The organism is Brachybacterium sp. AOP43-C2-M15 (assembly GCF_052446295.1).
Classification (GTDB): domain Bacteria; phylum Actinomycetota; class Actinomycetes; order Actinomycetales; family Dermabacteraceae; genus Brachybacterium.
Genome location: NZ_JBQSWB010000011.1, coordinates 149,327 through 162,680, shown reverse-complemented (window position 1 = coordinate 162,680; position 13,354 = coordinate 149,327). Strand labels below are relative to the sequence as shown.

Sequence of the window (13,354 nt, the reverse complement as noted above, 5' to 3'; positions counted from 1 at the left end):
GGATGGCGACGGTCTCGTACCGCTTCTTGAGCCGGGTGATGCCGTCGAGGGCGATGCGGCAGGTCTCGTCGGTGCGGAACACCTGGACGTTGGCGTCCATGAGCTCCTGCAGCTCGCTGCGGATGTCGGCGATGCGGTCCTCGGTCGCGGGCCGGTCGCGCAGGCGCTCGAGCAGTTCGACCGTGGGGTCCTCGACGCCCTCGGGGAGCTCAGGGAGGTCCACGGTCTCGGCGTGCTCCGCGGCGGCGATGCCGGCACGGCGCCCGAACACGTTGATGTCCAGCAGCGAGTTGGTGCCCAGGCGGTTGCCCCCGTGCACCGACACGCAGGCGGTCTCGCCGGCGGCGTACAGGCCCGGGATCACGTCGGTCGCATTGCGCAGCACCTCGCCGCGGATGTTCGTGGGGATGCCCCCCATGCCGTAGTGCGCGGTGGGGAAGACCGGCACCGGCTCGGTGTACGGCTCCACCCCGAGGTAGGTGCGCGCGAACTCGGTGATGTCCGGGAGCTTCGCATCGATGTGCGCGGGCTCGAGGTGGGTCAGGTCGAGGTAGACGTAGTCCTTGTTCGGGCCGGCGCCGCGGCCCTCGCGCACCTCGTTCGCCATGGCCCGGGCGACCACGTCGCGCGGGGCGAGGTCCTTCAGGGTCGGGGCGTAGCGCTCCATGAAGCGCTCCATGTCGCTGTTGCGCAGGATGCCGCCCTCGCCGCGGGCCGCCTCCGAGAGGAGGATGCCCAGGCCGGCCAGGCCCGTGGGGTGGAACTGGAAGAACTCCATGTCCTCGAGCGGGATGCCGCGGCGGAACGCCATCGCGGGGCCGTCGCCGGTGAGCGTGTGCGCGTTCGAGGTGGTCTTGAAGATCTTCCCGAAGCCGCCCGAGGCGAACACGACCGACTTCGCGCGGAAGACGTGGATCTCCCCGGAGGCGAGCTCGTAGGTGACCACGCCCGAGGCGCGCACGCCCTCGTCGCTGCGGGGGTCGCCGGTCATCAGCACGTCGAGCACGTAGTACTCGTTGAAGAACTCCACCTGCTGCTTCACGCAGTTCTGGTAGAGGGTCTGGAGGATCATGTGACCGGTGCGGTCCGCGGCGTAGCAGGCGCGGCGCACGGGCGCCTCGCCGTGCTCGCGGGTGTGGCCGCCGAAGCGCCGCTGATCGATCCTGCCTTCGGGCGTGCGGTTGAAGGGCAGGCCCATCTTCTCCAGGTCGAGCACCGCGTCGATGGCTTCCTTGGCCATCACCTCGGCGGCGTCCTGGTCCACCAGGTAGTCACCGCCCTTGACCGTGTCGTAGGTGTGCCACTCCCAGTTGTCCTCCTCGACGTTGGCCAGGGCGGCGCACATGCCGCCCTGCGCCGCGCCGGTGTGGGACCGCGTGGGGTAGAGCTTGGTGACGACCGCGGTGCGGGCGCTCTTGGAGGACTCCAGGGCGGCGCGCATGCCGGCACCGCCGGCGCCGACGATCACCACGTCGTAGTTATGGGTCTGCATGTCGGGTGACTGCTCCGTTTCGGGTCGACCGGGAAGTGAGGAGGGCGGCCGGTGGGACCGGCCGCCCGTGGGGACGTCAGCCCTCGCAGAAGGAGGGCAGCAGGCTCGGGTCGGCGCCGACGGGGCACGGGTCGAAGGTGAAGATCACCAGGGTGCCCAGCACGATCGTGACCACGACGGCGAAGTACAGCAGGCCCTTGAGGACCAGGCGGAGCCGGTCGCCGCGGGCGTAGTCGTTGATGATCGTCCGCACGCCGTTTCCGCCGTGGAGGAGGCCGAGCCACAGCATCAGCAGGTCCCAGACCTGCCAGAAGGGCGAGGCCCACTTGCCGCCGACGAAGGCGAAGTCGATGCCCTGGACGCCCTGGCCGAGCCACAGGTTCACGAAGAGGTGGCCGAAGACGAGGATCACCAGCAGCACGCCCGAGGCGCGCATGAACACCCACGAGAGCATCTCGGCGTTCAGGCCGCGCATGCCGGTGCGGCGGTAGCGGGTGCTCGGATCCGGGATCGAGGTGGTGGGGGTCGACATCGGGATCACGCTCCGAACATGTGCATGAGGTGGCGGGGGAGGAAGCCGGCCATGAGGACGACCCACGCGATCACGACGCCCCAGAACAGGCCGCGCTGGCGCTTGGTGCCCTGGGACCAGAAGTCCACGAGGATGATGCGCAGGCCGTTGAGGGCGTGGAAGAGGATCGCGCCGACCAGGCCGACCTCGCCGAGACCGAACACCACGGTCTTGTAGTGCCCGATCACCTCGTTGTACGCCTCGGGGGAGACGCGCACGAGAGCGGTGTCCAGGACGTGCACGAGCAGGAACAGGAAGATGAGCATTCCTGAGATGCGGTGGGCGACCCAGGACCACATGCCCTCGCGTCCGCGATAGAGCGTCCCGGATTGGGCTGAAGCCACGGAGATCCTCCAGAAGCGTCGGGATGGCGCCGGGAACGGTGATGAGATGCCGCGGAGTGCGGCGCGAGTCCCGCCGGAGCCTGCTCCGGCGGGAGGTCGCGGCGTGCACCGTCCGCGAGCGGTGGCTCACGAGGCGGTCGTTTCACGACACGGCGACATCATCATCGCCCCCGACAGGGGCTCTGCCAGCGTAGCACCAGGCAGGGGCGCGGTTGCGCCGATGCGTGGTCACGCCGCGAGCGCGTCGGGACGGCATTGGGGTGCGGGGTGGGGTGCCGATACGCTGGGCCGATGCCACAGTCCCCGTTCGTCCCCGTGATCCCCGCCGGCGGCTCCGGCACGCGACTGTGGCCCCTCTCACGGCGCGCGCACCCGAAGTTCCTGCTGGATCCCACGGGCGAGGGCAGCTCCCTCCTCCAGCAGACCGTGCGGCGCCTCGGCCCGCTCGCCGATGCCCCGCCCCTGGTCGTGACCGGTGCCGAGCATGCGGTGATCGTGCGGGAGCAGCTCGCGGACGTCGCCCCGGCGGAGGTCGTGGCAGAGCCCTCCCCGCGCAGCTCGATGCCGGCGATCGCGCTGGCCGCCGCCCTCGTCGAGCGGGACCGTCCCGATGCCGTCATCGGCTCCTTCGCCGCCGACCACCTGATCGGGGACCAGCAGGCCTTCGCCCGCGCCGTGCACAGCGCCCGCGCGGCCGCGGAGCTCGGGTACCTCGTCACCCTCGGCATCGCCCCGACGCGACCGGCGACCGGCTTCGGCTACATCGAGCAGGACGGCGCAGGGACCGCGGGCGTCGCTGCGGAGGGCGGGGGCGCCCGGTGCGATGCCGCCCTGCGCGAGAGCGGGGCGCGACCGGTGGTGCGCTTCGTCGAGAAGCCGGATCGCGAGCGCGCGGAGCGGTTCCTGGCCACCGGCCGCTTCCTGTGGAACGCCGGGATGTTCGTGGTGCGCGCCTCGGTGCTGCTGGACGAGCTGACGGCCCAGATCCCTCCGCTCGCGCGCGGCGTGCGAGAGATTGCCGCCGCGCGCGGCACCGGTCGGTACCAGGAGGTGCTCGAGCGCGTGTGGCCGCACCTCACCGCGATCGCCATCGATCACGCCCTGGCCGAGCCTCTCGCCGCCCAGGGGAGGGTGGCGGTGGTGCCCGCCGCCTTCGGCTGGGACGACGTCGGCGACTTCGCGGCCCTCTCCCGGCAGCTGCGCGAGCACGGCCGCGCCTCGCCGGCGGAGGACGAACGGGCCGCCCCGCCCGGGGGCGACGTCCGCGTGCTGGGAAGCGCGTCCGTCGATGCCGTCTCCTCGCGCGCCACGGTGTACGGTGCGACCGATCGCCACATCGCCCTGGTCGGGCTGGACGGCATCAGCATCGTCGACACCGAGGACGCGCTGCTGGTGCTCGCCGACGAGCAGGCGCAGGATCTCCCGGTGCTCGTCGCCCGCCTTGAGGAGCGCGGACTGGGCCGCCTGCGCTGACCGTCGACCGCCCGCTGCGGCCACCCCGCGCGGCGCCGACTCCGGCGCCCCGCGTCCGCGGCCCTCGGTGCAGGACCCCGCCGCGCATCGCGTCGTCCCTCGGGGCGGCGTCACGACCGACCGACGTCCACGCCGGGCGCCGACGACACAGAACGCAGGGAGTGCACAGGTGGAGCAGTCGCAGCAGGTGCTGCTGGGCACGGCGGAGCAGAGGTCGATGCTGGGCCCGGAGGGGCTGATCGCCCGGACGGTCGCCGAGAAGTCCGACGAGCTGCGAGAGGTGCGGCGGCACATCCACCGTCACCCCGAGCTCTCGCACCAGGAGCACGCGACCACCGACTACGTCGTCGAGCATCTGGAACGTCTGGGCCTGACCCCGCGCCGGATGGCGCACACCGGCCTGATCTGCGACATCCCCGGCAGCGACCCCTCGCTCGAGCTGATGGCGCTGCGTGCGGACATGGATGCCCTCGGAATCCCCGAGCTGACCACCGTGGCCTACCGGTCCACCGTCGAGGGCGTCTCCCACGCCTGCGGTCACGACGTCCACATGAGCGCGGTGCTGGGGGCGGCGACCGCCCTGGTGCGTGTGGCGGACGCCGGTGCGCTGCGCCGCGGGGTGCGGCTGGTCTTCCAGCCCGCGGAGGAGATGCACCCCTGCGGCGCCCTCGAGCTGATCGGCCAGGACGTGCTGGCCGGTGTCGACTCGATCCTCGCCCTGCACTGCGATCCGGGGGTCGACGTGGGCCACATCGGCCTGAAGTCGGGGCCGATCACCTCGGCCACCGACCCGGTCAAGATCCTGGTGCGCGGCGCGGGCGGGCACACCTCCCGCCCCCACCTCACCCAGGATCTGGTCTACGCGCTGGGCTCGATCGCCACTCAGCTGCCCGCCGCGCTGACGCGACGCATGGACCCGCGCTCGGGCGTGAACCTCACCTGGGGCAGCATCCACGCCGGCTCCGCCTTCAACGCGATCCCCAGCAGCGGGACCCTCGAGGGCACCCTGCGCTGCCTCGATCACGACGCGTGGGACCAGGCCGAGCGACTGCTCGAGTCCGTGCTCGCGGATCTCGTGCGTCCCTGGGGCGTCGAGGCGCGCGTGACCCATGACCGCGGCGTGCCGCCGGTGTCCAACACCCGCACCAGCGTCGAGGTCCTCGCCGCCGCGGTGCGAGGAGTGCTGGGCCGCGAGAATCTCGATCCGACCGCGCAGTCCCTCGGCGGCGAGGACTTCGCCTGGTACCTCGAGAAGGTGCCCGGCGCGCTGGCCCGTCTCGGCACCCGCACCCCCGGCGGGCGCACCTACGACCTGCACATGGGGGATCTGATGATCGACGAGCGCGCGATCGGCATCGGCGCCTCGGTGCTCGCCTCGGCCTGCGTGCAGCGCGACCTGCTGCCGGTCTGATCATGAGGCGGGCCGCCGCCCGGTCCGCTGCGAGGGATCCGCTGCGACGGGGCTGCGAAGGGTCCGCGTCGATTTCATAACGGTTCATCGACGGGGACCGAACCGCCCGCGCGGGGGCACCGGCCGCGGATATGGTCCGAGACGCACTGCGACAGCGCTGTCGCGACGGTCCCCTCGGGGCGCCTCGGCCCCTCACCTGAATCGAAGGAACCCTCATGAAGAGCATCACTCGTGCGCTCGCCCTGGCCGGCGCCGGCGCCCTGACCATGGCCGCCTGCGGCACCGCCCCCGAGGAGAGCGCCGGTGGGGGCGAGGGCGGCGACGTCTCCGCCGACTACAAGGCCTGCATGGTCTCCGACTCCGGCGGCTGGGACGACAAGTCCTTCAACGAGTCCAGCTACCAGGGCCTGCTCAACGCCGAGGAGGACCTCGGCATCGAGAAGAACACCGCCGAGTCCACCTCGGACTCCGACTTCGCGCCGAACATCAACAACATGGTGACCGAGGGCTGCGACCTCATCATCACGGTCGGATTCCTCCTGGCGCCGGCCACCGGTGACGCCGCACAGGCCAACGAGGACGTCGACTTCGCGATCGTCGACTCCACCGCCCAGGACGCCGACGGCAACCCGATCGAGCTCGAGAACGTCAAGCCCCTCGAGTTCGACACCGCCCAGGCCGCGTTCCTGGCCGGGTACCTCGCCGCCGGCATGACCGAGACCGGCAAGGTCGCCACCTACGGCGGCATGAACATCCCCACCGTCACCATCTTCATGGACGGCTATGCGGACGGCGTGACCCACTACAACGAGACCCACGACACCGACGTCGAGGTGCTCGGCTGGAACAAGGACTCCCAGGAGGGCTCGATCGTGGGCACCTTCGAGGACCAGTCCAAGGGCAAGGCCGTCTCCGACGAGTTCTACAACGCCGGCGCCGACATCGTGATGCCGGTCGCGGGCCCCGTCGGCGCGGGCACGCTCGCCTCCGCCAAGGAGGGGGATGACCGCAAGGTGATCTGGGTCGACGCCGACGGCTACGAGACCAACTCCTCCGACGAGGACGCCCAGTCGGTCATCCTCACCTCGGTCATGAAGGAGATGACCGTGGGCGTGGAGGACGTCATCGCCGGCGCGGCCTCCGGCGAGTTCGACTCCACCCCGTACGTCGGGACCCTCGAGAACGGCGGCGTGGGCCTGGCCCCCTTCCACGATTTCGAGGAGGACGTCCCCGCGGACCTCACCGAGGAGCTGGACTCGCTCGAGCAGGAGATCATCGACGGCACGGTGGTCGTCGAGTCCGACGCTTCTCCCGCGGGAGCCTGATCCCCGGACGATGGACGCGGTCCCTGCCCACCACGGGCCGGGGCCGCGTCCGCCGTCCCTCCATCGCCCGGCCGGTCCCTCCGGCGGGCGCCGACGGAAGCGAGTGCTGTGAAGCTCGAACTGCGCGGCATCACGAAGACCTTCGGGTCCTTCGTGGCCAATGACGCCATCGACCTCGTCGTGGAACCGGGGGAGATCCATTCCCTGCTGGGCGAGAACGGGGCCGGGAAGTCGACCCTGATGAACGTGCTGTACGGGCTGTACCGGCCCGACGGCGGCCAGATCGTCATCGACGGCCGGCCCGTGACCTTCGCCGACCCGGGCGAGGCGATGGAGGCCGGCATCGGCATGGTCCACCAGCACTTCATGCTGGTCCCCGTCTTCACCGTGGCCGAGAACATGGTCCTCGGCCACGAGCCGACCACCGGCGGTCTCCTCGACCTGGGGGCGGCCCGCACTCTGGTGCGCGAGATCTCCGCCCGCTTCGGCTTCGACCTGGACCCCGACGCGCTGGTCGAGGACCTCCCCGTCGGCGCCCAGCAGCGCGTGGAGATCATCAAGGCCCTCAGCCGCCGCGCCGAGGTCCTGGTGCTCGACGAGCCCACCGCCGTGCTCACCCCCCACGAGACCGACGAGCTGATGGAGATCATGCGCCAGCTGCGCGACGAGGGCACCTCGATCGTGTTCATCACCCACAAGCTGCGCGAGGTCAAGGCGGTCTCGGACCGCATCACCGTGATCCGCCGCGGCAAGGTGGTGGGGGAGGCGGACCCCTCCGCGGACCAGGCCGACCTCGCCTCGCTGATGGTGGGTCGCCAGGTCTCCCTCGCCCAGGACAAGGCCGCGGCGACGCCGGGCGAGGTCGCGCTCGAGGTCACCGACCTGCGGGTCACCGACGAGGTGGGCACCCGCACGCTGGACGGAGTGTCCTTCGAGGTGCGCCACGGCGAGGTGCTCGCGATCGCCGGAGTGCAGGGCAACGGACAGACCGAGCTCACCGAGGCGCTGCTGGGGCTGCAGGAGACCGTGCACGGCTCCGCGACGCTCGAGGGCCGGGAGCTGGTGGGCCGCAGCACCAAGCAGGTGCTCGACGCCGGTGTCGGCTTCGTGCCCGAGGACCGCACCCACGACGCCCTCGTGGCCGATTTCTCCGTCGCCGAGAACCTGGTCCTGGACCAGCACGATCGGGCGCCCTTCGGCAGCCCGGTGGCGATGTCGCTGCGGGCGATCGCCGACAACGCCAAGCGCTTGATCCCGGAGTTCGACATCCGCACCGGTTCCCCGGCCGCAGCGGTCTCGACGCTCTCCGGCGGCAATCAGCAGAAGGTCGTCATGGCCCGGGCGCTCAATCGCGAGCTGGCCCTGCTGATCGCCTCCCAGCCCACCCGCGGCGTGGACGTCGGCTCGATCGAGTTCCTCCATCGGCGCATCCTCGACGAGCGGGACGCGGGCACCCCGGTCGTGATCGTCTCCACCGAGCTCGACGAGGTGACCCAGCTCGCCGACCGCATAGCGGTGATGTACCGCGGCAGGATCCTGGGGATCGTGCCCGGGGACGAGGACCGCGACGTGCTGGGCCTGATGATGGCCGGCTACACCGCCGAAGCGGCCCGGGAGGCCGTCGCCTCCGGTGCCCGCACCACCGACTCCCAGCTCGCCGACGAAGGAGACATCGCATGAGCACCGTTCGTCGACGATCTGCGAGGCACGAGCGGGAGGACAGGAACCGATGAGCACCGTTCGTCGACGATCTGCGAGGCACGAGCGGGAGGAGAGGAACTGATGAGCACAGTCGATGCCGCTGCCACCGGCTCCGCCCCCGGGGTCGGTGCGGGCAGCTCCGACGCTCCGCCGCCGCCCGAGCACACCGCGGAGACCGCGCTGGCCAGGACGCTGCAGAGAATCGCGCGCGGTGACGTCCTGGTGGTCGTGATGAGCTTCGTCTTCGCCTTCCTCATCGGGTCGGTGCTGATCGTCATCGCCGATCAGGACGTCCGCGAGACCCTCGGCTACTTCGTCGACCGCCCCTCGGACGCGCTGACCGCGATCTGGCAGTCGGTGACCCAGGCCTACGGAGCGATGTTCCGCGGTGCGATCTTCGACGGCCCCGGCTACGCACGAGCGGCGGAGCGGGTCCGGGAGGCCGGCGGATCCGGCACGTACGTGCTCCTGCCCGCGCTCTCGGCCGGGCTGCGGCCGCTCACCGAGACCTTCACCGTCGGCACCCCGCTGATCATCGCCGCGGCCGGGATGGCCGTCAGCTTCCGCGCGGGCCTGTTCAACATCGGCGGCACCGGGCAGCTGATCGTCGGCGCCATGGCCGCCGGCTACGTCGGCTTCGCCCTCGATCTGCCGATCTTCGTGCACCTGGTGGCCGGCCTGCTCGCGGGCGTCCTCGCCGGCGGGCTCTGGGGCGGGATCGCCGGCTTCCTCAAGGCCCGCTTCGGCGCCAACGAGGTGATCAGCACCATCATGCTGAACTGGATCGCCACCTACCTGCTGTTCTTCGCGCTGAAGACCGCCGCGTTCACCGGAGCGAACCAGTCCCAGCCCACCTCCCCGTCGGTCCGCGAGAACGCCGTGCTCCCGCAGCTCCTCGGCTCCGGCTTCCGCCTCCACGCCGGACTGTTCATCGCCGCCGGCGCCGCGGTGCTGCTCTGGTGGCTGATGAGCCGCTCCACGATCGGCTTCCACTTCCGTGCCGTCGGCTCCAACCCCCGCGCCGCGCAGGTCGCCGGGATCTCGCCGTCCCGCACCGCCTTCCTCGTGCTCGCCGTGGCCGGGGCCCTCGTCGGCCTCGCGGGCGCCGTGCACGTGCTCGGGACCGAGAGGCGGCTCACCGAGGGCGTGGCCGGCAACATCGGCTTCGACGCGATCACCGTGGCGCTGCTGGGCCGCTCCGGTCCTGTCGGCATCGTGCTGGCGGGCCTGCTGTTCGCGGCGCTGTCCACCGGAGGTCGCTTCATGGAGTCCAACCAGGGCGTCCCCCTCGACCTGGTCCAGGTGATCCAGGTGCTGGTGGTGCTGTTCATCGCTGCTCCGCCGCTGGTGCGCACGCTGATCGGTCTGCGACGAGTGGACCACCCCGGTGCGGGCGCCCGTGTGCGCCGCGCTCGCCGCGCGAGCTCGGGAGCCGACCGAGCCGCCGTCGCCGCCGGTGCGGCGGCCGAGGTCGACGCGACCGCCGCGGCGGTCTCGCGGGCAGGATCCCCGGATCCCGCCGTCCGTGCCGGCGAGGAGGGGCCGGTCGCCGGACCCGCCGCCGGTAGCGCGGCGGGCGGGGAGGGCGCGGCGCCTCCGAGCCACGATCCGAGCCCTGATCCGGGCCCTGACCCCGATACTGCCGCGGAGCGCGGCGAGGACGGCACCGATGCGCAGGAGGAGGAGCGATGAGCACCGCACCCGTGGTCGTCACCGACGACTCCGCCGTCGAGAAGTCCTTCGACGACTCGCGCCCCGCCAGCTGGTGGCACCTGCCCGCGACCACCACCGTCATGGGCCTGATCGCCCTGGTGATGTTCGGCCTGCGCGGCATCCCCGGCGTCGAGTCCGCGTTCGTGCTGGCGCGGGAGAGCGACATCAATCCCCTGGGCATCGTCCCCGAGCGCGTGGTGCTGCCCTCGATGGGCGGCGCGATCGCGCTGTCGGTGGTCGCGCTCCTCGCCTCGGCGGGGCTGTGGGCGCTCCAGGCCCGCAGCGCCCGCCCGTCCGCGCGGATCCGCATCGCCCTGATCGCGGTGTTCGCCCTCGCGTGGATCCTGGCGTTCATGACCTGGGTGATCTCGCAGCGCGCCCTCGACGTCACCACGCTGCTCCAGGGCACCATCGTGCTCGCCGTCCCGCTCGCCTTCGGCGCCCTCTCCGGCGTGCTCTCCGAGCGGTCCGGCGTCATCAACATCGCCATCGAGGGACAGCTGCTGTTCGGCGCCTTCGGCGCCACGCTGGTCGGCTCCCTCACCGGCAGCGTGTGGATCGGTCTGCTCGCCGCTCCGGTGATGGCGCTCGTGATGGGGGCGATGCTCGCCCTGTTCGCCGTCGGGTACCACGTCCAGCAGATCATCGTCGGCGTGGTGCTGAACGTCTTCGCGATCGGCATCACCTCGTTCTTCTTCGGCACCGTGATGCGGGACAACCCCGGGCTGTTCAACGCGCCGATGCGCCTGCCCACGCTGCGGATCCCGCTGCTGGCGGACATCCCCGTGCTCGGACGGGTGCTGTTCGAGCAGAACATCCTGGTCTACCTGATGTGGATCATCGTGGCCGGTCTGACGGTGGCCCTGTTCCGCACCCGCTGGGGCCTGCGCGTGCGGGCCGTCGGCGAGCACCCCAAGGCCGCCGACACCGTCGGCATCGCCGTGAACCTCACCCGCTGGAAGAACGTCCTGCTGGGCTCCGCGGTGGCCGGCCTGGGCGGCGCGACCCTCACCATCGGCACCGGCGTCGCCTTCGGCGAGGAGATGTCCGCGGGCAAGGGCTACATCGCCCTGGCCGCCATGATCCTGGGCCGCTACCACCCCGTCGGCGCGCTGCTCGCGGCGCTCACCTTCGCCTTCGCGGACTCCCTGCAGCTGCGTCTGGGCACCATGTCCGCCGCGGAGGGCGGGGTCTCCATCCCCGGTGACTTCCTGCTGATGCTCCCGTACATCGTCGCGCTGTTCGCCGTGGCCGGCGTGGTGGGCCGGGTGCGGGTGCCGGCGGCCAACGGCCAGCCGTACGTCAAGCAGTGAGAGCATCAGGGGCATGAGCACGAGCGAGAACACCCCGCAGGGGCTGCCCGCCACCGAGTTCGACGAGCTGCTCGCCGCCGCGCGGGAGATCGCCGAACGGGCCTACACGCCCTACTCCCGCTTCCGGGTGGGCGCCGCCGCGCTCACCGAGGACGGCCGCCTGGTGCGCGGATGCAATGTCGAGAACGCCGGCTACGGCGTCACCCTGTGCGCCGAGTGCGGACTGATCAGCGAGCTGATCGCCGGAGGCGGGGGGCGGCTGAGCCGCTTCGTGTGCGTGGGCGGCGACGAGAGGAAGGACCGGGACGAGCGGCACGTGGTCATGCCCTGCGGCCGCTGCCGCCAGCTGCTCTCCGAGCACGCCGCGCCCGATCTCGTGCTCCTGACCCCCGGAGGGCCGCGCGGGATGGACGCGGTGCTGCCGCAGGCCTTCGGTCCCGCCGATCTGCGTTCCTGACGCGCACGTTCCCTGACGCACACCTTTCCTGACGCACATCGCCCCTGTCATCGCCTCTCCTGTCACCGCCGTTCCTGACACCGTCTCTCCTGACCTCCCGCCGTCCCCGACACCTCGCCGTCCCTGGCCACCCGCCACTCGTCGACACATCCCGACCAGAGCCGCCCCACCGAGGAGCATCCTGTGACCACAGCACCCGCAGACCGCGCCGTCGAGCCCTTCGACGCCGTCGACGTCATCCGCGCCAAGCGCGACGGCGGCGCCCTCGAGGACGAGCAGATCGACTGGGTGATCGACGCCTACACCCGCGGTGTCGTCGCCGAGGAGCAGATGGCGGCGCTCGCCATGGCGATCTTCCTGCGCGGCATGGAGCGGCGCGAGATCGCCCGCTGGACGAGCGCGATGATCGCCAGCGGCGAGCGGATGGACTTCTCCGCCCTGTCCAAGCCGACCACCGACAAGCACTCGACCGGCGGGGTGGGGGACAAGATCACCCTGCCGCTCGCGCCGCTGGTCGCGAGCTACGGGGTCGCCGTGCCGCAGCTGTCCGGCCGGGGCCTGGGCCATACCGGCGGCACCCTCGACAAGCTCGAGGCCATCCCCGGGTGGCGCGCCGCCCTCGGCAACGACGAGATGCTCGCGCAGCTCGAGGGCGCCGGCGCCGTGATCTGCGCCGCCGGATCCGGCCTGGCACCGGCGGACAAGAAGCTCTACGCCCTGCGCGACGTCACCGGCACCGTCGAGGCGATCCCGCTGATCGCCTCCTCGATCATGTCCAAGAAGATCGCCGAGGGCACCGCCGCGCTGACCCTCGACGTCAAGACCGGTGCCGGCGCCTTCATGAAGGACGAGGCCGATGCTCGGGAGCTCGCACGGACCATGGTCGAGCTCGGCACCGACGCCGGTGTCCGCACCGTCGCCCTGCTGACCGACATGTCCGCGCCTCTGGGACGCACCGCCGGCAACGGTCTCGAGGTGCGCGAGTCGCTCGAGGTCCTCGCGGGCGGGGGACCGGCCGACGTGGTCGAGCTGACCTGCGCGCTGGCGCGGGAGATGCTCGAGGCCGCCGGCGTGCACGACCCCGACGTCGAGGCCGCGCTCGCCGACGGCCGCGCCATGGACTCCTGGCGCGCCATGATCGGCGCCCAGGGCGGCGACGTCGACGCCCCGCTGCCGGTCGCGAAGCATGTCGAGGAGGTGCGTGCCTCACAGGCCGGAGTGGTGACGGGCCTGGACGCGATGGGCGTGGGCGTCGCGGCCTGGCGGCTCGGCGCGGGACGCTCCCGTCCCGGCGAGGCCGTGCAGGCCGCCGCCGGCGTGGAGATCGAAGCGCACATCGGCGACCGGGTCGAGGCCGGCGACGTGCTCGCGCGCCTGCACACCGACACGCCGGAGAGGATCGACCGCGCGAGGGAGGCCATCGACGGGTCCTGGACCTTCGGTGCGCCCGACGCCGATCTGCCCGCGCGCAGGATCGTGCTGGACCGCATCGCCTGAACCGCACCGCCTGGACCGCACCGCCTGAACCGCACCGTCCGGACTGCATCGCCCGGA

General features: G+C 71.7%; 11 protein-coding genes. 8 read left to right on the top strand and 3 right to left on the bottom strand.

The window, feature by feature from the left end; translation table 11 throughout:
- The 3 genes from sdhA to sdhC form a co-directional block, all read right to left on the bottom strand.
- Positions 1-1,492, bottom strand: a 1,492-nt coding sequence (gene sdhA / locus ACT3SP_RS13695; protein ID WP_444587854.1) for a succinate dehydrogenase flavoprotein subunit, incomplete at its 3' end; no start/stop codon positions are given.
- A gap of 76 nt (positions 1,493-1,568) precedes the next feature.
- Positions 1,569-2,024, bottom strand: coding sequence for a succinate dehydrogenase hydrophobic membrane anchor subunit (locus ACT3SP_RS13690; protein ID WP_444587853.1), 456 nt, complete (start codon positions 2,022-2,024; stop codon positions 1,569-1,571).
- A gap of 5 nt (positions 2,025-2,029) precedes the next feature.
- Positions 2,030-2,407 (bottom strand): succinate dehydrogenase, cytochrome b556 subunit, encoded by a 378-nt coding sequence (gene sdhC, locus ACT3SP_RS13685; RefSeq protein ID WP_444587852.1) that lies wholly within the window; start codon positions 2,405-2,407, stop codon positions 2,030-2,032.
- 291 nt (positions 2,408-2,698) lie between these two features.
- Between sdhC and ACT3SP_RS13680 the strand changes: the two genes are divergently transcribed.
- The 8 genes from ACT3SP_RS13680 to ACT3SP_RS13645 all read left to right on the top strand — a co-directional run bounded on the left by ACT3SP_RS13680 (position 2,699) and on the right by ACT3SP_RS13645 (position 13,297).
- Positions 2,699-3,880, top strand: coding sequence for a mannose-1-phosphate guanylyltransferase (locus ACT3SP_RS13680; protein ID WP_444587851.1), 1,182 nt, complete (start codon positions 2,699-2,701; stop codon positions 3,878-3,880).
- Between the two features lie 169 nt (positions 3,881-4,049).
- A complete protein-coding gene (locus tag ACT3SP_RS13675; RefSeq protein ID WP_444587850.1) occupies positions 4,050-5,291 on the top strand; it encodes a M20 family metallopeptidase in 1,242 nt (413 codons plus the stop codon).
- Between the two features lie 215 nt (positions 5,292-5,506).
- On the top strand, positions 5,507-6,616 hold the full coding sequence (locus ACT3SP_RS13670) for a BMP family lipoprotein (RefSeq protein WP_444587849.1): 1,110 nt from the start codon (positions 5,507-5,509) through the stop codon (positions 6,614-6,616).
- A gap of 108 nt (positions 6,617-6,724) precedes the next feature.
- Positions 6,725-8,296 (top strand): ABC transporter ATP-binding protein, encoded by a 1,572-nt coding sequence (locus ACT3SP_RS13665; RefSeq protein WP_444587848.1) that lies wholly within the window; start codon positions 6,725-6,727, stop codon positions 8,294-8,296.
- 102 nt (positions 8,297-8,398) lie between these two features.
- The gene (locus tag ACT3SP_RS13660) at positions 8,399-10,009 is read left to right on the top strand and encodes an ABC transporter permease (protein WP_444587847.1); all 1,611 of its coding nucleotides are present in this window, start codon (positions 8,399-8,401) and stop codon (positions 10,007-10,009) included.
- Positions 10,006-11,343 carry an ABC transporter permease gene (locus tag ACT3SP_RS13655; RefSeq protein WP_444587846.1) on the top strand — a complete coding sequence of 446 codons (1,338 nt, stop codon included), beginning with the start codon at positions 10,006-10,008 and terminating at the stop codon, positions 11,341-11,343. The genes ACT3SP_RS13660 and ACT3SP_RS13655 overlap by 4 nt, the downstream gene beginning before the upstream one ends.
- 13 nt (positions 11,344-11,356) lie before the next feature.
- Complete coding sequence (locus ACT3SP_RS13650) at positions 11,357-11,800, top strand: cytidine deaminase (protein ID WP_444587845.1); 444 nt, start codon at positions 11,357-11,359, stop codon at positions 11,798-11,800.
- A 183-nt stretch (positions 11,801-11,983) separates the two neighbouring features.
- Positions 11,984-13,297, top strand: coding sequence for a thymidine phosphorylase (locus ACT3SP_RS13645; protein ID WP_444587844.1), 1,314 nt, complete (start codon positions 11,984-11,986; stop codon positions 13,295-13,297).
- The last annotated feature ends 57 nt before the right edge of the window (positions 13,298-13,354 follow it).